At 72.9% G+C, this 25009-nt stretch carries 24 protein-coding genes and 1 riboswitch; of the genes, 9 read left to right on the forward strand and 15 right to left on the reverse strand.

Translation table 11 applies throughout. From position 1 onward, the window contains the following. Window positions 1-81: 81 nt before the first annotated feature. From AB0J12_RS02705 to AB0J12_RS02715, 3 genes are all read right to left on the reverse strand, one after another. Complete coding sequence (locus AB0J12_RS02705; RefSeq protein WP_363262336.1) at window positions 82-882, reverse strand: enhanced serine sensitivity protein SseB C-terminal domain-containing protein; 801 nt, start codon at window positions 880-882, stop codon at window positions 82-84. A 91-nt stretch (window positions 883-973) separates the two neighbouring features. Then, window positions 974-1768, reverse strand: a complete 795-nt coding sequence (locus AB0J12_RS02710; protein ID WP_363262337.1) for an enhanced serine sensitivity protein SseB — start codon at window positions 1766-1768, stop codon at window positions 974-976. Window positions 1769-1879: 111 nt separating this feature from the next. Then, window positions 1880-2545 carry an AAA family ATPase gene (locus AB0J12_RS02715; RefSeq protein ID WP_363262338.1) on the reverse strand — a complete coding sequence of 222 codons (666 nt, stop codon included), beginning with the start codon at window positions 2543-2545 and terminating at the stop codon, window positions 1880-1882. Window positions 2546-2715: 170 nt separating this feature from the next. Beyond that, window positions 2716-2810, forward strand: a riboswitch (glycine riboswitch). Window positions 2811-2959: 149 nt separating this feature from the next. Here AB0J12_RS02715 and gcvT point away from each other — a divergent pair. From gcvT to AB0J12_RS02735, 4 genes are all read left to right on the forward strand, one after another. Next, window positions 2960-4078, forward strand: a complete 1119-nt coding sequence (gene gcvT / locus AB0J12_RS02720) for a glycine cleavage system aminomethyltransferase GcvT (protein WP_363262339.1) — start codon at window positions 2960-2962, stop codon at window positions 4076-4078. A gap of 109 nt (window positions 4079-4187) precedes the next feature. Continuing rightward, window positions 4188-4565: a glycine cleavage system protein GcvH gene (gene gcvH / locus AB0J12_RS02725; protein WP_361627946.1), complete on the forward strand. Its 378-nt coding sequence runs from the start codon at window positions 4188-4190 to the stop codon at window positions 4563-4565. Window positions 4566-4582: 17 nt separating this feature from the next. After that, on the forward strand, window positions 4583-5845 hold the full coding sequence (gene glyA, locus AB0J12_RS02730; RefSeq protein ID WP_363262340.1) for a serine hydroxymethyltransferase: 1263 nt from the start codon (window positions 4583-4585) through the stop codon (window positions 5843-5845). A gap of 91 nt (window positions 5846-5936) precedes the next feature. Continuing rightward, window positions 5937-7304, forward strand: coding sequence for an L-serine ammonia-lyase (locus tag AB0J12_RS02735; RefSeq protein WP_363262341.1), 1368 nt, complete (start codon window positions 5937-5939; stop codon window positions 7302-7304). Between the two features lie 25 nt (window positions 7305-7329). On the opposite strand, the gene AB0J12_RS02740 is transcribed toward AB0J12_RS02735, so the two are convergent. From AB0J12_RS02740 to mftA, 10 genes are all read right to left on the reverse strand, one after another. Continuing rightward, window positions 7330-7893: an adenylate kinase gene (locus AB0J12_RS02740; protein WP_363262342.1), complete on the reverse strand. Its 564-nt coding sequence runs from the start codon at window positions 7891-7893 to the stop codon at window positions 7330-7332. 72 nt (window positions 7894-7965) lie between these two features. Beyond that, complete coding sequence (locus tag AB0J12_RS02745; protein ID WP_363262343.1) at window positions 7966-8640, reverse strand: SDR family NAD(P)-dependent oxidoreductase; 675 nt, start codon at window positions 8638-8640, stop codon at window positions 7966-7968. Window positions 8641-8666: 26 nt separating this feature from the next. Next, the gene (gene acs, locus AB0J12_RS02750; RefSeq protein WP_363262344.1) at window positions 8667-10595 is read right to left on the reverse strand and encodes an acetate--CoA ligase; all 1929 of its coding nucleotides are present in this window, start codon (window positions 10593-10595) and stop codon (window positions 8667-8669) included. A 123-nt stretch (window positions 10596-10718) separates the two neighbouring features. Next, complete coding sequence (mftF, locus tag AB0J12_RS02755; protein ID WP_363262345.1) at window positions 10719-12197, reverse strand: mycofactocin biosynthesis glycosyltransferase MftF; 1479 nt, start codon at window positions 12195-12197, stop codon at window positions 10719-10721. After that, window positions 12194-12979: a mycofactocin-coupled SDR family oxidoreductase gene (locus AB0J12_RS02760; protein ID WP_363262346.1), complete on the reverse strand. Its 786-nt coding sequence runs from the start codon at window positions 12977-12979 to the stop codon at window positions 12194-12196. Before AB0J12_RS02760 ends, mftF begins: the two co-directional genes overlap by 4 nt. After that, window positions 12976-13833 (reverse strand): mycofactocin biosynthesis peptidyl-dipeptidase MftE, encoded by an 858-nt coding sequence (mftE, locus tag AB0J12_RS02765; RefSeq protein ID WP_363262347.1) that lies wholly within the window; start codon window positions 13831-13833, stop codon window positions 12976-12978. Before mftE ends, AB0J12_RS02760 begins: the two co-directional genes overlap by 4 nt. Before the next feature lies 1 nt (window position 13834). Further along, on the reverse strand, window positions 13835-15007 hold the full coding sequence (gene mftD / locus AB0J12_RS02770; RefSeq protein ID WP_363262733.1) for a pre-mycofactocin synthase MftD: 1173 nt from the start codon (window positions 15005-15007) through the stop codon (window positions 13835-13837). Window positions 15008-15069: 62 nt separating this feature from the next. Continuing rightward, window positions 15070-16293, reverse strand: coding sequence for a mycofactocin radical SAM maturase (mftC, locus tag AB0J12_RS02775; protein WP_363262348.1), 1224 nt, complete (start codon window positions 16291-16293; stop codon window positions 15070-15072). Next, on the reverse strand, window positions 16293-16583 hold the full coding sequence (gene mftB, locus AB0J12_RS02780) for a mycofactocin biosynthesis chaperone MftB (protein WP_363262349.1): 291 nt from the start codon (window positions 16581-16583) through the stop codon (window positions 16293-16295). The genes mftC and mftB overlap by 1 nt, the downstream gene beginning before the upstream one ends. Window positions 16584-16591: 8 nt before the next feature. After that, complete coding sequence (mftA, locus tag AB0J12_RS02785) at window positions 16592-16705, reverse strand: mycofactocin precursor MftA (protein ID WP_363262350.1); 114 nt, start codon at window positions 16703-16705, stop codon at window positions 16592-16594. 392 nt (window positions 16706-17097) lie between these two features. On the opposite strand from mftA, the gene mdo reads away from it, so the two are divergent. The 5 genes from mdo to AB0J12_RS02810 all read left to right on the forward strand — a co-directional run bounded on the left by mdo (window position 17098) and on the right by AB0J12_RS02810 (window position 22917). Continuing rightward, entirely contained in the window at window positions 17098-18390 is a 1293-nt protein-coding gene (gene mdo, locus AB0J12_RS02790) for an NDMA-dependent methanol dehydrogenase (RefSeq protein ID WP_363262351.1), read from the forward strand. A gap of 79 nt (window positions 18391-18469) precedes the next feature. Beyond that, window positions 18470-19657, forward strand: a complete 1188-nt coding sequence (locus AB0J12_RS02795) for a MoxR family ATPase (protein ID WP_363262352.1) — start codon at window positions 18470-18472, stop codon at window positions 19655-19657. A gap of 14 nt (window positions 19658-19671) precedes the next feature. Then, entirely contained in the window at window positions 19672-21204 is a 1533-nt protein-coding gene (locus tag AB0J12_RS02800) for a VWA domain-containing protein (RefSeq protein WP_363262353.1), read from the forward strand. Window positions 21205-21238: 34 nt separating this feature from the next. Then, window positions 21239-22165 (forward strand): mycofactocin oligosaccharide methyltransferase MftM, encoded by a 927-nt coding sequence (mftM, locus tag AB0J12_RS02805; protein ID WP_363262354.1) that lies wholly within the window; start codon window positions 21239-21241, stop codon window positions 22163-22165. Between the two features lie 98 nt (window positions 22166-22263). Beyond that, window positions 22264-22917 (forward strand): GPR1/FUN34/YaaH family transporter, encoded by a 654-nt coding sequence (locus tag AB0J12_RS02810; protein ID WP_363262355.1) that lies wholly within the window; start codon window positions 22264-22266, stop codon window positions 22915-22917. A 53-nt stretch (window positions 22918-22970) separates the two neighbouring features. On the opposite strand, the gene AB0J12_RS02815 is transcribed toward AB0J12_RS02810, so the two are convergent. Both AB0J12_RS02815 and AB0J12_RS02820 read right to left on the reverse strand, forming a co-directional pair. Continuing rightward, on the reverse strand, window positions 22971-23636 hold the full coding sequence (locus tag AB0J12_RS02815; protein WP_363262356.1) for a response regulator transcription factor: 666 nt from the start codon (window positions 23634-23636) through the stop codon (window positions 22971-22973). Further along, window positions 23626-24999: a histidine kinase gene (locus AB0J12_RS02820; RefSeq protein WP_363262357.1), complete on the reverse strand. Its 1374-nt coding sequence runs from the start codon at window positions 24997-24999 to the stop codon at window positions 23626-23628. Before AB0J12_RS02820 ends, AB0J12_RS02815 begins: the two co-directional genes overlap by 11 nt. Window positions 25000-25009: the final 10 nt, after the last annotated feature.

The following is a 25009-nucleotide window of genomic DNA, read 5'->3' on the forward strand; positions in this document are numbered from 1 at the left end:
GACGATGCGGACAGACCAGGGCCATTCGCCGTGATCTACGCGCGAAGAAGTGTGCCGGGGGCGCGGCGAACTGTGCCGGCGTCAGTACCGGCCCGGGGCGGGCGGGTAGCCGTAGCCGGACGCCGGCGCCTGGGGAGCGACGGCCGCGTGCGCCTCACGGTCGTAGAACGGACGCGCGTTGGCACGCATCCACAGCACGACCGGATCGTGGTCGTCGCTCATCGCCACGGTCGACACCGGCAGCCCGTCCGGCACCGCGCCGAGGGACTGCTGCATCATCGCCCGTACGGCGTCGACGGCGGCCGGCGAGGTGTCGTAGACGTCCAGGCCGATGGCGAGGTACGGCGCGCCGAGCGCCGGCTGCACCCAGGCGCGGCGCAGGGCGCGCAGCGGCGGGGTGCGGTGCGCGTTCTGCGCGAGCAGGGCGTAGAACTGCGGGATCTCGATGGCCGGTTCCGCCAGCCGCAGGGGGCCGGCGGGCTGGCGGTCCAGGCCGGTGGCGATCCGGCGCAGGTCGAGCCAGGGAATGCCGACGCCGCCGCCGGGGGCGTGCGGGTTGAGCCACAGCCCGTGGTGGCCGGGGTAGAGGGCCCGGGCCACGTCCAGGCCGTCGGTCACCTCGTACGAGCGGTTCCAGCCGCTGGCGCTCAACTCCTGGGCGGAGGTGACGCAGGGGGCGTAGCCGTGCCCGCCGACCTCCATCGTGCCGTACTGGGCGTCCGGGGAACCGGCCTGACCGTGCCACAGCAGCATCCAGATCTGGCCGGTGGCGGGGGTCGCGAGCGCGCGCAGGAGCGCCTCGTAGGCGTCGTACCGCCCGGGCGTCACCTGGCGCAGCATGTGCTCGACCTGGCCGGTCGCGGCCGTGCCGCTCGCGCTCACTTCGAATCGCCCTTTCGTACAACACCCTCGACCGAGCTATGAAACCAGGTTAAGTCGTGCGGGGGGAGGACCCGGGAGAGCCCTGGGCGGGTCAGCCCGCCCGTGTGTAGAAGGGCCGGACCTTCTCCCTCAGCCAGATCGCCACCGGGTCGTCGCCCGCCAGGTCCAGCAGGATCAGGTTGACCGGCCAGGGCGCCGGGGTGGCACCCAGGGCCCGGCCCAGGGCGTCCAGGGGGGCGTTGCGCAGCTCGCCCTCCCATTGGGAGAGTTCGACGCCGACGAACATCACCGGGTCCGCCGTCTCGATGACGGCGAGGCAGCGGCGGGCCGTCAGGACGGTACCGGTGGCCTCGAACTCGGCGGAGGCCGTGGAGAGGAAGTCGACGGGGTCGTCCTGCCAGTCCGGCTCGTACAGGCGGACCCGGCCGCCGCTCGCGGGGCCGTCCAGCGGGCTGCGCCCGGCCCGGCACAGCTCGGCCACCGCGTCGGGCGGCAGCGGGACGCCGACCACGCCACCGGGGTTCACGGCGATGCCGACCTGCGCCGGCAGTCCGCGCGCGAACTCCACGGCGGGCGCGACGGTGTACGACATGTGGGAGCCGGTGACCTGACGGAACTGTTCCTCGGAGCTGAAGACGGGGACGTAGGCCTGGCCGTCGATCTGCGTGGTGGGCAGGTCGAGGGGACCGCTGTGCGGGCCGCCGCCGTTGGGCAGGGGGATCCACAGGAAGCTGCGGCCGAGCACCTCCACGATCCGGCCGCCGGCCGACGGTACGCCGAGGGAGGCCGACAGCACCTCCTCCAGCTCGTTGCCGGGCCATCCGCCGTGCGGATGGGGGTGCGCCTGCGCCGGGAAGTCCGCCGGAAGGTCGGCCGGGAAGTCCATCTCTCCACCATCTGCTTCGAACCGCTGCTGTGGCCCAAAGGCTAACCGCTGCGGCCGGCGGCCGGTCCGGCCCGTCCGGCGGCCGGGACACCCTCGGCCGCGGCCGGGCGTTCAGCCGCCGAAGGTGATGCGGCGCAGTGTGTCCGCCGCCGGGCGGTCCAGCAGGATCGCCGAGTCGCAGCCGGCGGGCAGCCCGCCCCGCTGGACGGCGGACAGCAGGCGGGCCGTGGCACGGCGGTGGCGGTGGAAGGCGAAGCGGGAGACGCCGCGGCCGCGTTCGCGCTGGCCGGTCAGCGCGGTGTCCGGGGCGACGTCGAGCAGCAGCAGGTGCAGGGCGCCGCCGCGGCGGCGGGCCGCGCGGGCCAGCCAGCCGCGCACCCAGGACTGCGTGCCGCAGTCGTGCACGACGACGCCCTCGCCGCTCGCCAGGGCGCGGCGCAGGGCGGCGTAGTGGGCGAGGCGGACCAGGGGGCGGTAGAGCGCGTAGGGCAGCGGACGGGGCAGGCGGGCGTCGTAGCGGTCGCGGGTGTCCTGGGAGTCGACGCGCAGGCCGGGCACCGCGCGGCGCATCAGCGTGGACTTGCCGCTGCCGGGCAGCCCGGTCACCACGACCACATCGCGCGGGCCGAAGAGCAGGGCGCGCGGGCTGCGGCCGGCCCGCTCGCGCAGGTCCCGCACCACCGGGCCGGGCCGTGTCTCCAGAGCGGGCGCCGCCGGCTGCGAGGGCAGCGCGAGGCCCGGGGTCGTCACGTACGCCGTGATCCTGTCCACCGTCATGGTCCTCCCCTGGGGTCAGGTGAAGACCTGCCCAACGTAGGTAAAGAGAAGGTAATGCCGGATGTCTCGTGTTTTCGTGTGCGTACCGCCACAACCCGGTTACAGATGCGGCCTGCCGCGATCGGGGCGAGGCGTGCAATGATGAGCCCGCCAACTGCATACCGGCCGTTTGAATCCGCGCGGGAGAGTTCCCAGCCCTGGCTGGGGCGCCGAAGGAGCAAGTCCCTCCCTTGAATCTCTCAGGCCCCGTTACCGCGCGGGCGAGGCACATCTGAAAAGCGGGCCGTCCACGTCGGCGGCCCCACCCAAGGTGCAAGCCATGACCGCGCGCGGTCATGGCGAACCTCTCAGGTTCCGATGACAGATGGGGAGGAACTTCCTCGCCCTGTCCTTCCCCTGGGAGACGACCGACCGATGAGCAGTACCGAACTCCGTCACACCGCGCTCGATGCCCTTCATCGCTCGCTCGGCGCGACGATGACCGACTTCGCCGGCTGGGACATGCCGCTGCGCTACGGCTCCGAGCGCGACGAGCACAACGCCGTCCGCACGAAGGCCGGGCTCTTCGACCTCTCCCACATGGGCGAGATCACCGTCACCGGCCCGCAGGCCGCCGCCCTCCTCGACCACGCGCTGGTCGGCAACATCGGCGCGGTCAAGCCCGGCCGCGCCCGCTACACCATGATCTGCCAGGCCGACGGCGGCATCCTGGACGACCTGATCGTCTACCGGCTCGCCGAGACCGAGTTCATGGTCGTCGCGAACGCCTCCAACGCCCAGGTCGTCCTCGACGCGCTGACCGAGCGCGCCGCCGGCTTCGACGCCGAGGTGCGCGACGACCGCGACGCCTACGCGCTGCTCGCCGTGCAGGGCCCCGAGTCGCCGGGCATCCTCAAGAGCCTCACCGACGCCGACCTGGACGGCCTGAAGTACTACGCCGGGCTGCCCGGCACCGTGGCCGGGGTGCCCGCGCTGATCGCGCGCACCGGCTACACCGGCGAGGACGGCTTCGAGCTGTTCGTGAAGCCGGAGCACGCCGTCGAGCTGTGGCAGGCGCTGACCAAGGCCGGCGAGGGCGTCGGCCTGACCCCGTGCGGCCTGTCCTGCCGGGACACGCTGCGCCTGGAGGCGGGCATGCCGCTGTACGGGCATGAGCTGACCGCCGAGCTGACCCCCTTCGACGCCGGGCTCGGCCGGGTGGTCAAGTTCGACAAGGAGGGCGACTTCGTCGGGCGCGAGGCGCTCGCCGCGGCCGCCGAGCGCGCCGAGTCCGACCCGCCGCGCGTACTGGTCGGCCTGGTCGCCGAGGGCCGCCGGGTCCCGCGCGCCGGGTACCAGGTCGTCGCGGACGGCACGGTCATCGGCGAGGTGACCTCGGGCGCCCCCTCCCCCACGCTGGGCAAGCCGATCGCCATGGCCTACGTGGACGCCGCGCACGCGGCGCCGGGCACGCCGGGCGTCGGCGTGGACATCCGCGGCACGCATGAGCCGTACGCGGTCGTGGCGCTGCCGTTCTACAAGCGGCAGAAGTGACACTGGCGTAAGCCCTCCGACGTGACATGGGGCACATCGCCCCTGGTCACGCGTGTCTTCGCAGTCCCCCATTCATCAGCACCGACCCGCGTACAGGAGAATTCAGGCCATGAGCAACCCCCAGCAGCTGCGCTACAGCAAGGAGCACGAGTGGCTGTCGGGCGCCGAGGACGGCGTCTCGACGGTCGGCATCACGGAGCACGCGGCCAACGCGCTCGGTGACGTCGTGTTCGTCCAGCTCCCGGAGGTCGGCGACACGGTGACCGCGGGCGAGTCCTGCGGCGAGCTGGAGTCGACCAAGTCCGTCTCGGAGCTGTACTCCCCCGTCAACGGTGAGATCACCGAGGTCAACGAGGACGTCGTCAACGACCCGTCCCTGGTGAACTCGGCCCCCTTCGAGGGCGGCTGGCTGTTCAAGGTCCGCGTCACGGGTGAGCCGGACGACCTGCTCTCCGCCGCCGAGTACGACGCCTTCATCGCCGGCTGAGAGGTCGCAGGAATCCCATGTCGCTTCTGAACACGCCCCTGCACGAGCTCGACCCGGACGTGGCCGCCGCGGTCGACGCCGAGCTCGACCGCCAGCAGTCCACCCTGGAGATGATCGCCTCCGAGAACTTCGCCCCCGTGGCGGTCCTCGAGGCCCAGGGCTCGGTGCTGACCAACAAGTACGCCGAGGGCTACCCCGGCCGCCGCTACTACGGCGGCTGCGAGCACGTCGACGTCACCGAGCAGATCGCCATCGACCGGGTCAAGGAGCTGTTCGGCGCCGAGTACGCCAATGTCCAGCCCCACTCCGGCGCCTCCGCCAACCAGGCCGCGCTGTTCGCGCTGGCCCAGCCCGGCGACACCATCCTGGGGCTGAACCTGGCGCACGGCGGCCACCTCACCCACGGGATGCGGCTGAACTTCTCCGGCAAGCAGTTCAACGTCGTCCCGTACCACGTCGACGACGACGGCCTGGTCGACATGGCCGAGGTCGAGCGGCTCGCCAAGGAGCACCGCCCCAAGGTGATCATCGCCGGCTGGTCGGCGTACCCGCGTCAGCTCGACTTCGCGGCCTTCCGCCGGATCGCCGACGAGGTCGAGGCGTACCTGTGGGTCGACATGGCGCACTTCGCCGGTCTGGTCGCGGCCGGGCTGCACCCCAACCCGGTGCCGTTCGCGGACGTGGTGACCTCCACCACGCACAAGACGCTCGGCGGCCCGCGCGGCGGCATCATCCTCGCCAAGCAGGACTTCGCCAAGAAGCTGAACTCCTCCGTCTTCCCGGGCTTCCAGGGCGGCCCCCTGGAGCACGTGATCGCGGCCAAGGCGGTCTCCTTCAGGCTGGCGGCCTCCGAGGACTTCAAGGAGCGCCAGCGTCGTACCCTGGAGGGCGCCCGCATCCTCGCCGAGCGGCTGACCTCGCCGGACGCCCGTGAGGCCGGGATCAGCGTCCTGACCGGCGGCACCGACGTGCACCTGGTCCTGGTCGACCTGCGCGACAGCGAGCTGGACGGTCAGCAGGCCGAGGACCGCCTCCACGAGGTGGGCATCACGGTCAACCGCAACGCGGTCCCCAACGACCCCCGCCCGCCGATGGTCACCTCGGGCCTGCGCATCGGCACGCCGGCCCTGGCGACCCGCGGCTTCACGGCCGAGGACTTCGCCGAGGTCGCGGACGTGATCGCCGAGGCGCTGAAGCCGTCCTACGACGCCGAGGCGCTCAAGGGCCGGGTCCGGGCGCTGGTGGAGAAGCACCCGCTCTACCCGGGTCTGAACAAGTAAGTCACGCTCCGCGGGGCACCGCGCACACTGGGAGTACCGGCGTGCGCGGTGCCCGCACCCCCGCACCACCCCCGTTCTGAGGAGTTCCCCCGTGGCCATCTCGGTCTTCGACCTGTTCTCGATCGGCATCGGCCCGTCCAGCTCCCACACGGTGGGCCCGATGCGCGCGGCCCGCATGTTCGCCCGCCGTCTGCGCAACGAGGACGTGCTCGGCTCGGTCGCCTCCGTGCGCTGCGAGCTGTACGGCTCGCTCGGCGCGACCGGACACGGCCACGGCACCCCGAAGGCCGTCCTGCTCGGCCTGGAGGGCGACTCGCCGCGCACGGTGGACGTCGAGACGGCCGACGAGAGGGTGGAGGCGATCAAGGAGGCCGGCCGTCTGAACGTGCTCGGCGAGCGCGAGATCGCCTTCTCCTTCGACGACGACCTGGTCCTGCACCGCCGCAAGGCCCTCCCCTACCACGCCAACGGCATGACCCTGTGGGCGTACGACGCGCAGGGCGCCGAGCTGCTGACCAAGACGTACTACTCGGTCGGCGGCGGGTTCGTCGTCGACGAGGACGCGGTCGGCGCGGACCGGATCAAGCTGGACGACACGGTGCTGAAGTACCCCTTCCGCACCGGCGACGAGCTGCTGCGCCTGACGAAGGAGACCGGCCTGTCGATCTCCGCCCTCATGCTGGAGAACGAGCGGGCCTGGCGCACCGAGGACGAGATCCGTGCAGGGCTGCTGGAGATCTGGCGGGTGATGCGGGAGTGCGTGGAGCGCGGCATGACCCGCGAGGGCATCCTGCCGGGCGGGCTGAAGGTGCGCCGCCGGGCGGCGACCACCGCGCGCAAGCTGCGCTCCGAGGGGGACGCGAAGGCCCTGGCGATGGAGTGGATCACGCTCTACGCGATGGCCGTGAACGAGGAGAACGCCGCCGGAGGCCGGGTCGTCACCGCCCCGACCAACGGCGCGGCCGGCATCATCCCGGCCGTCCTGCACTACTACATCAACTTCATCCCCGGCGCCGACGAGGACGGCGTGGTCCGCTTCCTGCTGGCCGCGGGCGCGATCGGCATGCTCTTCAAGGAGAACGCCTCGATCTCCGGCGCCGAGGTCGGCTGCCAGGGCGAGGTCGGCTCGGCCTGCTCGATGGCGGCGGGCGCGCTCGCGGAGGTCATGGGCGGTTCGCCGGAGCAGGTGGAGAACGCCGCCGAGATCGGCATGGAGCACAACCTCGGCCTGACCTGCGACCCGGTCGGCGGCCTGGTCCAGATCCCGTGCATCGAGCGCAACGGCATGGCCGCGGTCAAGGCGGTCACCGCCGCGCGGATGGCGCTGCGCGGCGACGGCTCGCACAAGGTGTCCCTGGACAAGGTCATCAAGACCATGAAGGACACCGGTGCGGACATGAGCGTGAAGTACAAGGAGACGGCCCGGGGCGGTCTCGCGGTGAACATCATCGAGTGCTAGCGAGACGGCCCTCGGCCGCTGTCGGTCATCCGGCCCGTCGCTCGGCGTCCGACAGGCCTTCGATGGCCCGCGCCGTGATCTCCTCGACCGGGCCGACGGCGTCGACCGTCAGCAGGATGGCCTTGTAGTGGGCGAGGAGGGGTGCCGTCCGGCGCTGGTACACCCGCTGCCGGTGCCGGATGACCTCCTCGGTGTCGTCCGGGCGGCCACGGCCCGACAGGCGTGCCACGACGACCTCTTCGGGAGCGGTGAACTCCAGCACCGCGTCCAGTGCGGAGCCCGCGGCGCCCAGCACGGTGGCGAGTTCCCGCGCCTGCGGCACCGTGCGGGGGAATCCGTCGAGGAGGAAGCCGTGCCGGGCATCCGGCTGCGCGAGCCGTTCCCGGACCATGCCGGACGTGACGTGGTCGGGGACGAGTTCGCCGGTGTCGAGGTAGCGCTTCGCCTCCCGTCCGAGCGGGGTCCGGCGCGTCACGTGTTCCCGGAAGAGGTCCCCGGTGGAGATGTGGGGGACGCCGAGCCGTTCGCTGAGCACGGCCGCCTGGGTGCCCTTGCCCGCTCCGGGAGGGCCGATGAGGACGAGTCGCATCAGTGCTGCGCACCTTTCATGTTCGGTGTCGGGTCTGCTCGTTGGGGACCGCGGCGTCGTCGTACGGCGCGGTCAGGCGGCGCGGGAGGGGCAGGCGGGTTCCTCGCTGAGCACGAGCACCGGCCCGTGCGCGGCATTCGTCCGGCGGGTCAGGAGCTCGCACACCTCCTCGGCCACGCCCGCCCGGTAGGCGTCCGGGCTCAGGGACGGGCTGGGCAGCAGGGTGTGGACGTCGATCCGGGGTGCCAGTTCGGCGGCCAGCCACTCGGTGAGCTCGGTCAGGCCGGCCAGGGCGACGTCCCGTGGCCCACCGCGTGGCGTGGCCGCGACCACGTTGACCACCGAGCCGCCGTGCGCGGCCATCCAGCGCCGGTAGGCATGCTGCACGCAGGCCAGCGGCGTCATGAGGTCGCCGTGCAGGACATCGCGCAGGTCCAGTGGGTCCAGTTCCATCAGCGGACCGGGCCGGGGGCGGGCCGCGACCACGTTCACCAGGTGGTCGAGGCGGCCGAGCCGTTCGACGACGGTGTCGACGGCCCGGCCCGGGCCGACGAGGTCGTCGCGGCCGCAGGGCAGCGCGAGCACCGCCGATCCGGGTGGCATCGCGAGGCGGACCTCGTCGGCGCAGGGGCCGGCCAGGGCCACCCGGGCGCCGTGCTCCAGGAGGCTTTCCGTCATGTCGGCGGCAAGGTCGCCCCCGCCGGTGACGAGCACGACCCGGTCGGTCGAGGTGCTGGTGGGTCCCATGTCCGGCTCCCCTCGTGGTGCGCCGGTCAGCCGGCCTGGGAGGAAGAGGCGTCGGGCAGACCGGCGTTGATCAGGTCCATCACCGAGGCGTCCGCGAGGGTGGTGACATCGCCGACCTCACGGTTCTCCGCGACGTCGCGCAGCAGCCGGCGCATGATCTTCCCGGAGCGGGTCTTGGGCAGCTCGGGGACGACCATGATCTGCCGGGGCTTGGCGATGGGACCGATCTCCTGGGCCACGTGCTCGCGCAGCGCACCGGTGACCTCGCCCGCTGACCACACCGTGCCGCCGCGCAGGATGACGAAGGCGACGATGGCCTGTCCGGTCGTCGCGTCGGACGCACCGACCACGGCGGCCTCGGCCACGGCGGGGTGGGACACGAGCGCGGACTCGACCTCGGCGGTGGAGATGCGGTGCCCGGAGACGTTCATGACGTCGTCGACCCGGCCTAGCAGCCAGATGTCGCCGTCCTCGTCATAGCGGGCGCCGTCACCGGCGAAGTAGTAGCCGCGGTCCGCGAAGCGGGACCAGTACGTCTCCCGGTAGCGGGCGTCGTCGCCCCAGACGCCGCGCAGCATGGACGGCCACGGCTGGTCGAGGACCAGGTAGCCGCTCTCGCCCTTGCCGACCTCCACGCCCCGGTCGTCGACCACCTTGGCGGAGATCCCCGGCAGCGGGGTCTGCGCCGAACCGGGCTTCGCTGCCGGGCCGCCGGGCAGGGGCGCGATCATGACCGCTCCGGTCTCGGTCTGCCACCAGGTGTCCACCACCGGCGCCCGGTCGTAACCGATGTGCTTGCGGTACCAGCGCCACGCCTCGGGGTTGATGGGCTCGCCGACGCTGCCGAGCACACGGATCGACGACAGGTCGCAGCGGGCCGGGATGTCCTCGCCCCACTTCATGAAGGTGCGGATGAGAGTGGGGGCCGTGTAGTAGACGGAGACCCCGTACTTCTCGATGATCTCGAAGTGCCGTCCCTCGTGCGGGGTGTTGGGCGTGCCCTCGTACATCACGGACGTCGTACGGTTGGCGAGCGGCCCGTACACGATGTACGAGTGCCCGGTGATCCAGCCGATGTCGGCCGTGCACCAGTAGACGTCGGTGTCGGGATCGAGGCCGAAGACCGTGCTGTGGGTGGAGGCGGCCTGGGTGAGGTAGCCGCCGGAGGTGTGCAGGATGCCCTTCGGCCTGCCGGTCGTGCCCGAGGTGTAGAGGATGAACAGCGGGTGCTCGGCGTCGAAGTCCTCGGCGGTGTGCCGGTCGGACCGGGCGTCCACCACCTCGTGCCACCACAGGTCGCGGCCCTCGGTCCAGGGCACGTCGATGCCGGTGCGGCGGACCACCAGGACATGCTCGACACAGGACGTGGCCGCGGTCGCCTCGTCCGTGTGCGCCTTCATCGGCTCCGCCCTGCCCCGGCGGTACTGGCCGTCCGAGGTGATCAGCAGCCGGGCTTCGGCGTCCTCGATACGGGACTGGAGCGCGGCCGGGGAGAACCCGCCGAACACCACGCTGTGCGGCAGCCCGAGCCGCGCGCAGGCCAGCATGGCGAACACGGCCTCGGGGATCATCGGCAGCTGGATCGCGACCCGGTCCCCGGCCCGCAGGCCCAGGCAGAGCAGGGCGTTGGCCGCCTTGCAGACCTCACGCCTCAGGTCGGCGTAGGTGATCGTGCGGGTGTCGCCCGGCTCGCCCTCCCAGTGGAAGGCGACCTGCTCGCCGTAGCCGGCCTCGACATGCCGGTCCACGCAGTTGTACGCCACGTTCAGCCGGCCTCCGGTGAACCAGCGGGCGTAGGGCGCGTCCGACCAGTCCAGCACCTGGTTCCACTCGGTGTCCCAGTGCAGCCGTCCCGCCTGCTCCGCCCAGAACGCCAGACGTTCGGCCCCGTCCGGCGGTACGGACGCGGTGCTCGGGCTCTCGGGGCGGACGCGGTCGTCGGAGCGCGCAGACATGTGGATCCTCCAGTGGGTGTGGGTGCCGGGGACGGGGCGGGGGCGGGGCGGACCCGTCCGCGGGTGGCCACAGTGGCCGGACAGGGTTGGCGTGAGGTTGGCGGTGGCGGACGCGGCGTGCGGCTACGGACGTGCGGCGGTCCAGCGGCTCACCGCGCGCAGGGCGAGGCGCGGCTTCAGCGGTGCCGCGGTCCTACGGCGTACGGCGCCCTGCCAGACGCCCCAGCCGTAGGCCAGGTCGTCCAGGCGGCGCAGCACCGTGTACGCCGGCGCGGAGAGCGAGGTGCCCGAGCGGCGGTGGTCCACCAGCCCCTCGGCGACGGCCGCGGCGATCAGCAGGTGCCGGGCGCGGCGGTCGACGGCGGCCGCGGCGACCGCGAGCGGCCAGTGGTGCCGGGTGGCACAGCGCAGGAGTTGTTCGGCGGTGCCGCGCAGCGCGGCGAGCGAGAGCAGGGCGCCGGCGCGGGCCGGGTGGTCGGCGTCGGGCATCCTGCGGGCCACGCGCAGCGCGGTCAGGCCCGTCAGGGCAGCCGCCAGTGCCGCCGGGGCCGGCCTGCCGCGCAGCAGCAGGGCGCAGGCGGCCAGCGACCAGGGGGCGGCGTACAGCGGCGGCACCTGGCCGGGGTGGCGCAGTGCCAGGTCGGCGGCGCCGGTGCCGTATCCGGCCCGTTGGGCGAGCCAGCTGCGCAGGTCGGTGCGGTGCCGGTGGCCCACGCGGGCGGTGGGGACGTAGCGCAGCCGCCAGCCGGCCTGGTGCAGCCGCATGCACAGGTCGACGTCCTCGCCGACGCGCAGGGTCTCGTCGAAGCCGGGGCCGAGGGCCTCGCGGCGGACCACGATGGTCGCGCTGGGCACGTAGGAGAGCGCGGACACGGGCACGACCGGTCCTTCCGTCGCGCCCATGTCCAGCGGCGAGCGCAGTTCCTCGTACCGGTCGAGCAGCCCGGGATCGGGGACCGGCAGCGCGACCACCCGGGGTGCGGCCAGCGCCACCGCCGGGTCGGTGAACTGTGCCAGCAGCGGTGCCGGCCAGCCCGGTTCCGGCACCACGTCGGAGTCGCAGAACGCGACGTATGCGGTACGGGCGTGGCGCAGCCCGGTGTTCCGGGCCGCGGCCGGGCCCCGGTTGTAGGGGTGGACCAGCAGCCGGGCACCGTGCCGGCGGGCCACCTCGGCCAGGGCGGCGGGGTCCTCGGAGCCGTCGTCCACGACCAGCACGGGCAGGTCCGCGGTCGCCCCGTCGGCGCGCAGGGCGCTCAGCAGGTGGTCGAGCCGGCCGGCGCGGTCGCGGACGGGGACCACGATCGTGGTGTCGGCGACCGGCACGGGGGCGGGGCGCGGGTGTACGAGGCCGGCGTCCAGGAGCCGCCGGGCGAGCGCCGCGCTCGTCACGTCCGTGACGGTGAACCGGCCCTCGCCGAGCCGGCGGACCGCCGCGTCGGTCAGTCTGACCAGCCGCAGCGGTGAACCGCCGACCAGGAGCCGTCCGTCGCGGGACCGGTGGGTGCCGGGGGCGAGTTCGACCGTGAAACCGTGCGGCAGCGTGGTGTCGGACGGCGACGGCAGCCGGGCGGCGAGCGGATGCGGGCGCAGGAGTGTCATGCGGTGAAGCCTCCGTCCGCGTGGAGTACGGAGCCGGTGACGGCGAAGGAGTCGGCCGAGCAGGCCCAGGTGACCACGGCGGCCACCTCCTCGGGTTCCAGGGGGCGTCCGGTGAGCTGCTGTTCGGCGAGCTTGTCGACGTCGGGCAGCTCGTAGAGGCCGGCCGTGGCGCGCAGCATGTCCGTGCGGGTCGAGCCGGGTGACACGGCGAGCGCGTTCACGCCGGTGTCGCGCAGGTCGCAGGCCAGGCCGCGGACCAGTCCGACCACTGCGTGCTTGGCGGCACAGTAGGCGCCGAGCCGCCACAGTCCGCGGTGTGCGGCGGCCGAGGCGAGGGCGACGAACCGGCCGGTGCGCGGGCGCGGTCTGCGCAGCAGGGCGGGTACGGCGGCGCGGGCGAGGTGGGCGACGCCCAGGACGTCCACGTCGAGCAGGGTCCGCCACTGCGCGTCGGTCTGTTCCCACACCGGGCCGCCGCCGAGCATGACGGCCGCCGCGGCCACGGCGGCGTCGAGACCGCCGAACTCGCGCTCGGCCGCCTGTACGGCGGCCGCCAGGGCGTCCGGGTCGCGTACGTCCGCTCGGACCGTGCGCACCAGCGGGAACTCCCGGCCCAGGGCCTCCAGTTGTTCCGGGCCGGCCAGCGGGTAGGGCACGTCGGGGTCGTCCTCGCAGCGGTCCGCGGCGACGACGGCCCAGCCCTCGCGGGCCAGCCTGCGGACGGTCGCCGCCCCGATGCCCCGGGCGGCGCCCGTGACCACCGCGACCCTGGGGCCGGTCATCGCCCCGCTCCCGCCGGGGCGCCGACCGGCCGCAGTTCGGCCTGGCCGAGCCGGCCCCGCCCGGAGACCCGCCAGGCCCGGATGTCGGCGGCGAGGCGGTCCGCCATGACGTCGAGGAGCCGCTCTCCCTCGCTCGCGCGGGCTCCGGCGGGGTCGCCCAGGACTCCGGACGGGCTGACCCCGCGAACGGATTCGCTGACCAGCCGGTCCATCAGCCGCTCGACGGGGTCGGTCGGCCCGGCGACCGCCCGCTCGCCCCGGACGGCCGAGCGCCGCAGCCGCAGCATCATCGAGGTCTCGGTGCGGCCCGCGTGGGCGTCCGAACCCGGTGGCAGACACGGCCACCAGGCGACGTCCCGGCTCTCGCCGCGCAGCCCGGTCACCGCGTCCACCAGGCTCACCAGGTTGCCGCCGTGCCCGTTGACCACGAGCAGGCGGCCCGCCCAGCGCAGCATCGAGCGGCCGATCTCCGTGACGAGCAGGCGCAGCGCGTCGTGGCCGACGGAGACCGTGCCGGGGAACCCCTCGTGCTCGCCGCTGGCCCCGTACGGCTGGGCCGGCGCGACCAGCACGTCCACCTCGCCCCGCAGCCGGCCGGCGGCCCGCGCGGCGACCGCCGCGGCCACGGCGGTGTCGGTGTCCAGGGGGAGGTGAGGGCCGTGCTGCTCGCAGGAGCCGAGGGGCAGCAGCACCAGGGGGCCGCCTCGCTCGGCGAGGTCCGGCCAGGCGAGGTCGGCGAGGCGGGTCGCCGGACCGGTCGTCCCCCGCGGCTTCGTCGTGGCCGTCACCGGCGTACGGGCCACCGTCAGCCGCCGCACATCGGCCACCGCGGCCGGGGCGGGTTCGGCCGGCATCTCAGACCGCGCCCAGGGTGCGGGTGAAGCCCGGCGGGATGACCAGGTCGTCGCGGCTCAGCTCGTGGACGGAGGAACGGCCGAGGCCCAGCAGGGCGGAGTCGATGCCGCCGCGCAGGATGTCGAGGACGTTCTCCACACCGGTCTGCCCGCCCGCGGCCAGGCCCCACAGGTAGGCGCGGCCGATCATCACGGCCTTCGCGCCGAGCGCCAGCGCCTTGACCACGTCGCTGCCCCGGCGGATGCCGCTGTCCAGCAGGACCTCGACCTGATCGCCCACGGCGTCCGCGACGGCGGGCAGGGCGCGGATCGGGGCCGGGGTGCTGTCGAGGTTGTTCCCGCCGTGGTTGGAGACCGAGATCGCGCTGACGCCCGCGTCGACGGCCCGCAGCGCGTCGTCCACCCGGCAGATCCCCTTGAGCAGGAACGGCCCGTCCCACTGCTCGCGCAGCCAGCGCACGTCGTCCCAGGACGGGGGCGGGGTCTGCATCCACTCGCCGTAGGCGCCGAAGAAGGTGGGCGCGTCCCCGCCCGGGTCGGCGAGGTTCGGCGCCGTGAGGTCGGGGAGGCGACCGGACTTGAGGAAGTCCAGCAGCCAGCGGGGCCGCGTCACGGCCTCCGGGGCGAACCGTGCCATGGCCTTGAGGTCCAGCCGCTCCGGGATCTTGGGGCTGCCCCAGTCGCGGCCGTGCGAGAAGGACCAGTCGAGGGTGACGATCAGCGCCTTCGCGCCGAAGGTGCAGGCGTGCTCGATGCGTTGCAGCATCGCGTCCTTGGAGCCCATCCAGTACATCTGGAAGAACGTCTGCGGGTTGGCGGCCACGACGTCTCTCAGCGGCTTGCTCGCGAACGAGCTGAGCCCCATCGCAGTACCGCGGGCGGCGGCCGCGCGGGCGACGGCGACCTCGCCGTCGGGGTGCACGGCCTGCACGCCGGTCGGGGAGATGATCACCGGGAGGGCTATCTGCTCGCCCAGGACCGTCGTCGACTGGTCCCGCTTGGCCGACAGCCCGGCCACATGGGGCGCGAAGCCCAGCTCGGCGAACGCCCTGGTGTTGTCGTCGTAGGAGGTGCCCTTCTCGGAACCGGCCAGCAGTGCGCTGTAGACCGACTTCGGCAGTCGCTTGCCGGCCCTTCGCTGGGCCTCGGCGACCGTCTCGAACCAGCCGCTCATCATGAATCTCCTTGTCCTGGTTCCTTGTTCGTCGTCGTGCGGGCGTGGTCGGGCGGGCGTGATCACGCGGGCGGGTTCGCCGGCGGCCCGGCCAGCGGGCTCTCGTCGCAGAAGCGGTCCGGGCGGCTGGTCCGTACGGCGGGCATGCCCAGCGGGACCGTCCGGTGCGAGTGGTCGTTGCCCTGGCGCGGGAGCGCGTCCCGGTCCACGGCCGACAGCGCGGCGGCGCCATGGCCCTTGACGCACTCCGGGTCGGGGCCGTCCAGCGGAAGGCCGGTGAAGAACTTCGCCGCCATGCAGCCGCCCTGGCAGCTGTCGTAGGCGGGACAGCCCGAGCAGGCACCCCCGGTGGAGGGCCTGCGCAGCTCGGTGAAGAGCGCCGACTCCCGCCACACCCGGTCGAAGCCGCCCGGCGAGCGCACGTTGCCCGCCTTGAACGCGTCGTGGATGGCGAACGGGCAGGCGTACACGTCGCCGACCGGGTCGATCAGGCACACCACCCGTCCCGCCCCGCACAGGTTCAGGCCGGGGATCGGCTCCGAGCCGAGCGCGTTGAGGTGGAAGAAGGAGTCACCGGTGAGCACTCGCTCGCCGTGCCCGACCAGCCAGGAGTAGAGGGCGTACTGCTGGTCGGCGGTGGGATGCAGGTCGTCCCACACGTCCGCGCCGCGCCCGGACGGCCTGAGCCGGGTGATGCGCAGCTGGGCGCCGTAGCGGTCGGCGATCGCGGCGAAGTCGTCGAGCTGGGAGATGTTCTGACGGGTCATCACCACGGAGATCTTGAAGTCCCGGAAACCCGCCGCGGCGAGGTTCTCCATGGCCCGGATCGCCATGTCGTAGGAACCGGGGCCGCGGACCGCGTCGTTGACCTCGCGGGTGGCGCCGTCCAGGGAGATCTGCACGTCGACGTAGTCGGTGGCGGCCAGCCGCCGGGCGCGTTCGGGGGTCAGGCGCAGCCCGTTGGTGGAGAACTTCACGCCGACCTGGTGGGCGATGGCGTAGTCCAGCAGCTCCCAGAAGTCGGGGCGGACCGTGGGTTCGCCGCCGCCGACGTTGACGTAGAAGACCTGCATGCGCTGGAGCTCGTCGATCACGGACTTGATCTCGTCCGTGGACAGCTCCAGCGGGTCGCGCCGTCCGGAGGAGGACAGGCAGTGCGCGCAGGACAGGTTGCACGCGTAGGTCCATTCCCAGGTCAGGCAGATCGGGGCGTGGAGCCCGCCCTTGAACTGCTCGACGAGGGCGGGCACGCGCTCGGTGGGTGGGGGGTCGTGAAGGGTGGTCATCACCGCGCTCCGGTTCCACTGCGCTGGGGAATGATCATGTCGGCGGCGGCCAGGGAGGCCAGCGCGCGCAGGAAGGCGCCCCGCCGGGCGTCGGGCACGCCGGCGAGGGCGTCCCCGACGCTGGGGTGGCGGCCGAGCTCCCGGACCAGTTCGACGAGTTCCGGCGCCTTCAGGAAGGACAGCCGGCGGTTGCCGAAGTGGTAGGCGAGCGCCCCGAACGGCTCGGGGCGCAGTGCGACGGAGGGGTTCAGCCGGTAGGGGCGTGCCACGTCGAACGCCGGGGACGTCACGGCGGGCCCTAGTAGACGCCGCACATGCCGTCGATCGAGACCTCTTCGACGAGGACCTCCTCGACGAGCTCGTCGACGGCGTTGACGGTGTCCTGCTCGAACCCGAGCTGTTCCTCGTTCACGGCATACCTCACGAAGGGAAAGGGGATGGGGTGCGGCCGGCTCCGCCCCGCGGTGACCGGGCCGTTCTCGACGCTACGGGCGCCTCCCCGCGCCGCTCGCCCTGCTTCCGGCCGCCCTCACCCTGTCCGGTCGGACAGGTGTGCCCGCACCGGGGCCGGTGCCGGCCGGTGCCCCGTCCGATCGGTCAGGTCGCGCCCTCTCCGTCCGGCGCCGCGCTGCCGTCCGAGCGGCCGGTGTCGCCCCGCGCCGCGTTCCCGGAGGGTGAGTCACGCCACCAACTCCGGCACGTTTCGTGCGCCACCCCGGACATCAGCGCCGCCGGCCGGCAGGCCCGGGAGAGCACTCGACGCAGGACGCGCGGCCCACCCGCGCGGAGAGGACAGTCGCGATCATGCAGGTCGAAGAACTTCTCAAGCCGTTCCCGATCAAGGAGTTCCACCCCTTCCCCCGGGCGCTGATGGGCCCGGGCGCCCATGAGCTGATCGGTCCGGAGGCCAAGAAGCTGGGTTTCAGGCGCACGCTGGTGATGACCACCGGTCTGCGCGGCAGTGACACCGTGCACAAGATCGTCGAGTCGTTGAAGTACCACGGGCTCGAGGTCGTCCTGTACGACAAGGTCGAGTCGAACCCCAAGGACTACAACGTCATGGACGCCGTGGCGCTGTACCAGGAGAACAAGTGCGACTCGTTCGTGTCGATCGGCGGCGGCTCGTCGCACGACGCGTGCAAGGGCGCCCGCATCTCCGTCGCCCACGACGGGCGCAGCGTCAATGACTTCGAGGGCTTCAACAAATCCGAGAACCCGAAGAACCCGCCGCACATCGCCGTCTCCACCACCGCCGGCACCGGTTCGGAGACCTCGTGGGCGTACGTCATCACCGACACGACCACCGACCCGGACAACCCGCACAAGTACGTCGCCTTCGACGACGCCTCCGTGGCCAGCCTCGCCATCGACGACCCCACGCTCTACTACGACTGCCCGCTCGACTACACCGCGCAGTGCGGCTTCGACGTCCTCGCCCACGCCTCCGAGCCGTACGTCTCCCGGCTCGACTTCCAGCCGTCGCTGGGCAACGCGCTGCACGCCATCCGGCTGACCGCCCGCCATCTGCGCCAGGCGGTGTGGAACGGCCAGGACCTGGCCGGACGTGAGGGCATGATGTACGCCCAGTACATCGCGGCGCAGGCGTTCAACTCCGGTGGCCTGGGCATCATCCACTCCATCTCGCACGCCGTCAGCGCCTTCTACGACACCCACCACGGGCTCAACAACGCCATCGCGCTGCCCCGTGTCTGGGCGTTCAACATGCCGGCCCACTACGAGCGGTTCGCCGACATCGCGGAGGCGATGGGCGTGGACACGCACGGCATGACGAAGGTGCAGGCCGCCGAGGCCGCCCTCGCCGCGGGCATCCGGCTGCTGCGCGACGTCGGCATCCCGGAGAAGTTCACGGACGTCGAGCAGAACACCTACTCCAAGAACCGCCTCGGGCAGGGCCCGACGAAGTTCTACGAGCAGGCCAAGGTGATCAAGGGTGACGCGGCCGACGTGGACCGCATCACCCACCACGTCCTCGGCGACGCCTGCACCCCGGGCAACGCCAAGGAGTGCACGTTCGACACCGTCCGGCCCGTCGTCGACCACTGCATGAACGGCGACCTGGACGACCTGCTCGGCTGAGTACCTCATGCCCGGGAGCGGGGGGTCGCACCGTGGGAGGTCACCCCCCCCCGCTCCCGCCCCACCGGACGGAGACACCGTGCCCGCCACACCCGACAACCCCGCGTTCGGCTCGGTCGAGGACGTCGCCGAGCGGTTCGCCGCCCACGGCTACATCGCCGACCGGCGCCTCGCCACCACCGTGTTCCTGCAGACCCGACTCGACAAGCCGCTGCTGCTCGAAGGCCCGGCCGGCGTCGGCAAGACCGAGCTGGCCAAGGCACTGGCCGCCGCCACCGGCCGCCGGCTGCTGCGCCTGCAGTGTTACGAGGGCCAGGACGAGAGCCGCGCCCTGTACGAGTGGGACTACGGCAAGCAGCTGCTGTACACCCAGATGCTCCGGGACAAGATCGGCGACCTCACGGCCGACGCCCCCGACCTGGCCTCCGCCGTGCTCCGGATCGAGGAGCAGGACAGCGTCTTCTTCTCCGACCGGTTCCTCGCCCCCCGCCCGCTGCTGGACGCCGTGCGCGGCGAGCAGCCGGCCGTCCTGCTGATCGACGAGGTCGACCGGGCGGACGAGGCCCTGGAGGCGGTGCTCCTGGAGTGCCTGGCCGAGTACCAGGTGTCGGTTCCGGAGATCGGCACATACACCGCGAAGATCCCCCCGTACGTCGTCCTGACCTCCAACAACACCCGTGACCTGTCGGCCGCGCTGAAGCGCCGCTGCCTGCACCTCTTCCTCGAATACCCGGAGGCGGAGCGGGAGTTGGAGATCGTGCGGTCCAAGGACACCGGGCTGCCGGAGGCCGCCGCCCGCCATCTGGTGGACGTCGTGCGGGGCCTGCGCGCGCTGCCGCTGCGCAAGAGCCCGAGCATCTCCGAGACCGTCGACTGGGCCCGCACCCTCGCCGTGCTGGGCGTCGACGAACTCGACCCAGCGGTCCTCGCCGACACCGCCAACGTCGTCCTCAAGTACGAGCGGGACCTGCACCGCGCACTGGAGGTGCTGCCGCGCCTGGCCGACCCCAACCGCACGCTGCCCGAACCCGGCCACCACCACGGGCACCCGCACCACACCGGCCACCCCCACGCCGATCACCACCACGACCACGGCGAGCACGGCGATGTGGACGGCCGTGCGGTCCGGGCCGCCATGGACCAGCAGGGCCGGCACGACGAGAACTACTACGGCGCGCCCGGTGCCGGACCGACGCACCGCACCACCCCCGGCGCCGGCCAGGGCGCCCGCTCGTTCGCCGCCATCGCGCGGCGCCGCACCGACTGAACCCGGAGGCATGCATGGAAGCCGGTGTGCACCGATTCGTCCGCGTGCTGCGCCTGTTCGGCCTGCGCATCTCCGTGTCGGAGGCCATGGACGCGATGCGCGGGGCGGCCCAGCCCGGCGTGCTCGGCGAGCGCGAGACGCTGCGTGAGGCGCTGCGCATGACGCTGGTCAAGGACCGCCGCGACCACCCGCTGTTCGACGACCTGTTCACCGCGTTCTTCTCACTGCGCCCGGTGGACGGCGGCACCGATGGCCACGGGCACAGTCATGCGCACGACGATCTGTCCGACACGGGTGAGCTGGAGTCGTACACCGTCTCCGACGAGCCCTCCGAGACCCCGCAGCAGGGTCACAGCCACGGCAAGCCGTCCGACATCCGCGACTTCTTCGACCAGCAGGACCTGGCCCAGCAGTACAACCTGCACCAGGAGGCCAACAAGATCGACCTCGCCTCGATGACCGACGAGATCGTCCTGTCCAAGGACGGCGCGCGCGGCACGCGCGACGACAGCCCGTCCGTCCAGCTGGAGACCGAGCGGCTGCACGGCGCCGGGATCCCCGGACGGCTCGCTCCGGCGGCCGGGCAGCCGATCGACACGACCCTGACCGTCGCCCAGCAGGACGCCCTGCTCGGCCGGCTCGCGCAGCAGGACGATCCCGGCGACCAGGAACTCGACTCGCTACGACGGCAGTTGGCGGGTGTCATCGAGAACCTGCCCGAACTGCTGAAACGGCATCTCGACCGGCTGGCCGAACTGCAGTCGGTGGCCGTCGAGTCGGCCCGGATCGCCGAACGCGCCCGCCTCGAAGCGGTCGACGAGGAGGAGCGCGGGCAGCTGGAGGAGGCGCTGCGCCGGGTGGGCCGCTCCGTGCAGGGCGCCCTGACCAGCCGCAAGCGCAACACCCCGGCGGGCCGGGTCCATCCGGGCCGCACCATGCGCCGCAACATGCGCTACGACGGCGTGCCGTTCCGGCCGGTCACCGTCACCCGCGCCGAGGACAGACCGCGACTGCTGGTCCTCGCCGACGTCTCCCCGTCCGTGCGGGCCACCGCCCGCTTCACCCTGCACCTGGTGCACGGGCTGCAGTCCCTGTTCGGGCAGGTCCGCAGTTACGCCTTCGTCGACGAACCCACCGAGATCACCGAGCTGTTCGCCGAGCACCCGCTGGAGCGGGCGCTGGGGCTGGTCTTCGACGGGCTGCCGGCCGGCGGTCTGCTGGACGTGGACACCACCTCCGACTACGGCCGGACCTTCGAGACGCTGCTGACCGAGCACTCCCCGGCGCTGGGCCGCCGTACCACCCTCCTGGTGCTCGGCGACGGCCGCGGCAACGGCAACCCGCCGCGGACCGAGGCCTTCGCGGAGATCACCCGCCGGGTGCGCCGGACCATCTGGCTGACCCCGGAGCCGCGTTACTCCTGGGGCCTGGGCGCCTGCGACCTGCCCCGCTACGCCGAGTACTGCGACCGCGTGCAGGTGGTCGCCGACCTCGCCGGGCTGGAGCGCACCGCCCTGCGGATGGCGGGGGAGGCGACCGGCCGATGAACACCACCGCACACCGTCTGGGGGAGCCGTCACCGTGAGTGTCCCGAGTCTGCGCAGCGCGATCGCCGCGCGCCGCATCGACCCGCTGGCGCCGAGCGCGCCCGGCCTGTACGCCGACCACCTGGTGCGCGTGGTCCGCGACAGCCCCGGCGCCGGCAGCGGCAGTGTCGAGCCCATCGTCCGTACCGAGCACTTCACCCTGCGCCGCCGCGGCCGCCGCGTCGAGCTGGGCCACTCGCTGCTCCCCGAGCAGCTGGACAACGACCTGGCCGGACTGCTCGCCGATGAGCTGTTCGCCCCCGGGTGGCTGTCCGGCAGCGACGTCTTCGAGCGGGTCTTCACCGGGGTGGTGCGCTCCTGCGTGGACGGCCCCCTGCCCGCCTGGACCACCTTCTACGACAACACCCTGGCCCGCATCCAGAAGTACTGGCAGGCCCCCGAGCCGGCCGAGCACTCGTCGATCGCCGGGTTCGCCCCCGTCTACCGGCGCACCCTCGACCTGGTCCCCCCGGGAGTCGTGCTGGACCTCGGCTCCTGCTTCGGCTTCCTGCCGCTGCTGCTGGCCGAGCGGGAGCGGCAGACGGTGATCGCCTCCGACCTCTCCCCGGGCACCATGCGCCTGCTGGGCATGGTGGCCCGGGCCCGGGGCCTCGCGCTCGACGCGCTGGTCTGCGACGCGTCCCGGGTGCCGCTGCCCGACGGCTCGGTGGACACCGTCACCGTCATCCACGTCCTGGAGCACCTGGACCCCGAGCACGGCGACGCCGTCGTAGCGGAAGCGCTGCGGCTGGCCCGGCGCCGGGTGGTGGTGGCCGTGCCGTACGAGGACGAGCCGACCGCCGCCTACGGGCACGTCCGGTGCTTCTCCCCCGAGCAGCTCGCCGGCCTGGGCCGCCGCGCCGGACACCCGTTCCGCGTCGACGCCTTCCACGGCGGCTGGCTGGTCGTCGACGCCGGCTGAGCGGAAGTCCCCGGCTGACCGGAAGACCCCGGCTGAGCGAAAGACCCACGAACTGCGCCGCCCCGAAGAAGAAACACCGCAACGCAAAGGAGCGTTCCATGGCCCTCTCGGAAACGGACGCGGCGGGTTCCGCCGCCGCACCGCACGCGACACCCCGGCCGCAGGCCAAGCCGGGACCGCTGGACGGGGATCCGGCGCTGATCGGCGTGCCCACGTTCATCGTGGGTTCGATCGCCCTCGGTCTCACCCTGGTCGGCTATGTGCCGGCGGGCACCGCCGGAGCACCGCTCGCGATCATCCTCGCGGCCACGGCGCTCGGCCAGCTGATCGCCGCGGTCTGGGCGGCCGCGCTCGGGCAGAGCGCCGTCGCGGCGATCTTCGGTGTCGTCACGGGGTTCTGGCTCAGCTATGCGGTCCTGGTGCTCGGGCTCACCCACGGCTGGTTCGCCATCGCCGAGGCCGCCGCGACCAGGACCCAGGCACTGTTCCTGATCTCCTGGCTGGTCACCATCGTGCTGCTGACCGTGGGCACGCTACGGCTGCCGGCCGCCTTCACCGTGCTGTTCACGCTGATCGACCTGGCCCTCGCGCTGGTGCTGTGCGCCACCCTGAAGGGTTCCGGCACGCTGCAGACGGCGGGCGGCTACGCCGTCTTCGCCTTCGTCGCGGTCGGGTTCTACCTCTTCCTGCACGTGACCTCGCTGGCCACCGGAGGCCGCGGGCTGCCGCTCGGGCGCCCGGCCGTGGGCTGACGACCTGAGGGAGGGAGCGGGGAGCGCCGGCGGGCGGTCCCCGCTCCCTGCCGTCAGATGACGCCCGACTTGCTGGCCTCGTACACGACTTCCGCCCTGCTCCCCGCGTCCATCTTGCGCATGATGTTGCGGACGTGGAACTTCACCGTGGTCTCCGAGATGTACAGCTCGGCGCCGATCTCCCGGTTGCTCAGCCCGCGGGCGAGCAACTGGAGGACCCTCAGCTCCCGTTCGGTGAACTTCGGCCGCTCGGGCTGCACGCGCATCGAGCGCACCATCGCAGCCGCCGCGTGCGAGTCGAAGGCGCTCTCGTTACGGGCCACCGCGCGGATGGAACGCAGCAGTTCGGTGGTGTCCACGTCCTTGACGACGTAACCGCGCGCACCGTGCTGGATCGCCTCCACGACCAGCGAGTCGTCGAGGAACGTGGTGAGCACCAGCACCGCCAGGTCCGGGTGGCGCCGCGTCAGCTCGGCGCACAGGTCCAGGCCCTCGGTGTCGGCCGCCGTGGACAGCTTCAGGTCGAGCAGCACGATCGCCGGACGCGTCCGCTCGACGACGGCGTCGGCCTCGGCGGCCGTACTCGCCTCGCCGACCACCTCCAGGTCGCTCTCGCGTTCCAGGATCGACCTCAGCCCGTGCCGCACGATCGCGTGGTCGTCGACCAGCACGATCCGCAGGACCTGTGCGGGCGCCTCGGCCCGCTGTTCAGTCGTCATCGCCGCCTCCCGAGCGCTTCACCGGCAGCGGGACGTCGACCCGCAGCAGGACGCCTCCCATCCCCGACCGGCGGATGGACAGCCGGCCGCCGAGCTCCTCCGCACGGGCGACCATGTTCGCCAGCCCGCGGTGGCGTCCGGCGAGATCGGTGGCCCGGGACATCCGCAGGGCCCGGCGCAGTTGCGCCGGGTCGCCGCCGCCGTCGTCGGACACGGTCAGCACCACCGTCTGCGGCTGATACCGCAGCCGGACCAGCGCCCGGCCGGCCTTGCCGTGGGTGGCGGAGTTGAACAGGGCCTCGCCGGTGATCCGCAGGATCGACCGCTCGGCCTCGGGCGGCAGCGGCTCCGGCCGGCCCGCCACCTGCACCCGTACGTCCAGGTCCGTGGGCAGGTGCACCGTGGACAGCCGCTCCAGCAGCACCGGGAGCGGCCCCGCCGGCTCCTGCGAGGTGTGGTGGAGCGCGTAGATCGCGGCGCGCAGCCGCTCCACGGCCTGCCGGTTGAGGTCCTTGGCGTCGGCGAGCCGCTCGGCGATCCCGGCGGCCTCACCGCCCAGGCCCGCCAGCTCGGCCCGGCACACCTCCACCGTCATCCCCGCGCTGAGTACGTACTGGGAGACGCTGTCGTGCAGTTCGCGCGCGATGCGGCGCCGTTCGTCGTCCAGCGCCTGCCGCTGCATCGCGTCGAGCAGCCGCGCCTGGGTCTCGGCCAGCTCGGCGTTGCGCGCGGCCAGGTCCCGGGCCTGCCGCTCCGCCGCCTCGGACAGCTCCTCGGCACGTCCGCGCAGGGTGGTCGCGGCGTGGAACAGGAACGTGTGGTGCAGCGCCACGGCCGCCTGGTTGGCGAGGACGCGCAGAATGGCCAGGTCGGTGTCGGCGACCTCGACACCGGCGCCGGGCTGTGCGGCGATCCCGCCGACCGGTTCGTCGTCCAAGGTCATCGGCGCGCGCACCCAGCCCTGGCCCCGGTGGGGCTCCTGGGCCTCCCAGGGGCGGGTGCGCAGCAGCCGAAGGTGCTCGCGCACCTCGGCGGGTATGCGGGTCTCGTCGTCGATGAACACGTCGTCGGTGTACAGCAGGAAGCGCGGCCGGGCGGCGCGCAGCGCGCCGTCGGCGACGGCCAGCAGCAGCCAGCGGGCGCGCAAGTGCTCGGCGGCGGTCCGTACGACGGCCTCGACCAGGGCGCGCGGCCCCTCCGCCGTACGCACCAGGGCGCGGGAGATCCCGTCGAGCGCCTCCACCGTCCGCTCCAGCCGCTCGGTGGAGCGCACGTACGCGGGGTAGAACGACCGCTTGCCGGACCGCAGTCCGGTGAGCACTCCCAAGTCGGGGGCCTGCGACGAGCGTTCGGGGTCGTACACGTGGATCGCC

The organism is Streptomyces sp. NPDC049915 (assembly GCF_040656475.1).
Classification (GTDB): Bacteria; Actinomycetota; Actinomycetes; order Streptomycetales; family Streptomycetaceae; genus Streptomyces.

Excerpts from the sequence above, each read along its gene's own strand:
- mftD (WP_363262733.1), bottom strand. The coding sequence starts at position 15,007 with ATGAGCGGCTGGTTCGAGACGGTCGCCGAGGCCCAGCGAAGGGCCGGC.
- mftE (WP_363262347.1), bottom strand. The coding sequence starts at position 13,833 with ATGCCGGCCGAACCCGCCCCGGCCGCGGTGGCCGATGTGCGGCGGCTG.
- AB0J12_RS02810 (WP_363262355.1), top strand. The coding sequence starts at position 22,264 with ATGGCCCTCTCGGAAACGGACGCGGCGGGTTCCGCCGCCGCACCGCAC.
- gcvT (WP_363262339.1), top strand. The coding sequence starts at position 2,960 with ATGAGCAGTACCGAACTCCGTCACACCGCGCTCGATGCCCTTCATCGC.
- acs (WP_363262344.1), bottom strand. The coding sequence starts at position 10,595 with ATGTCTGCGCGCTCCGACGACCGCGTCCGCCCCGAGAGCCCGAGCACC.
- mftF (WP_363262345.1), bottom strand. The coding sequence starts at position 12,197 with ATGACACTCCTGCGCCCGCATCCGCTCGCCGCCCGGCTGCCGTCGCCG.
- AB0J12_RS02740 (WP_363262342.1), bottom strand. The coding sequence starts at position 7,893 with ATGCGACTCGTCCTCATCGGCCCTCCCGGAGCGGGCAAGGGCACCCAG.
- AB0J12_RS02710 (WP_363262337.1), bottom strand. The coding sequence starts at position 1,768 with ATGGACTTCCCGGCCGACCTTCCGGCGGACTTCCCGGCGCAGGCGCAC.
- AB0J12_RS02800 (WP_363262353.1), top strand. The coding sequence starts at position 19,672 with ATGGAAGCCGGTGTGCACCGATTCGTCCGCGTGCTGCGCCTGTTCGGC.
- gcvH (WP_361627946.1), top strand. The coding sequence starts at position 4,188 with ATGAGCAACCCCCAGCAGCTGCGCTACAGCAAGGAGCACGAGTGGCTG.
- mftC (WP_363262348.1), bottom strand. The coding sequence starts at position 16,293 with ATGACCACCCTTCACGACCCCCCACCCACCGAGCGCGTGCCCGCCCTC.
- mdo (WP_363262351.1), top strand. The coding sequence starts at position 17,098 with ATGCAGGTCGAAGAACTTCTCAAGCCGTTCCCGATCAAGGAGTTCCAC.
- AB0J12_RS02815 (WP_363262356.1), bottom strand. The coding sequence starts at position 23,636 with ATGACGACTGAACAGCGGGCCGAGGCGCCCGCACAGGTCCTGCGGATC.
- AB0J12_RS02715 (WP_363262338.1), bottom strand. The coding sequence starts at position 2,545 with ATGACGGTGGACAGGATCACGGCGTACGTGACGACCCCGGGCCTCGCG.
- AB0J12_RS02745 (WP_363262343.1), bottom strand. The coding sequence starts at position 8,640 with ATGGGACCCACCAGCACCTCGACCGACCGGGTCGTGCTCGTCACCGGC.
- AB0J12_RS02760 (WP_363262346.1), bottom strand. The coding sequence starts at position 12,979 with ATGACCGGCCCCAGGGTCGCGGTGGTCACGGGCGCCGCCCGGGGCATC.
- glyA (WP_363262340.1), top strand. The coding sequence starts at position 4,583 with ATGTCGCTTCTGAACACGCCCCTGCACGAGCTCGACCCGGACGTGGCC.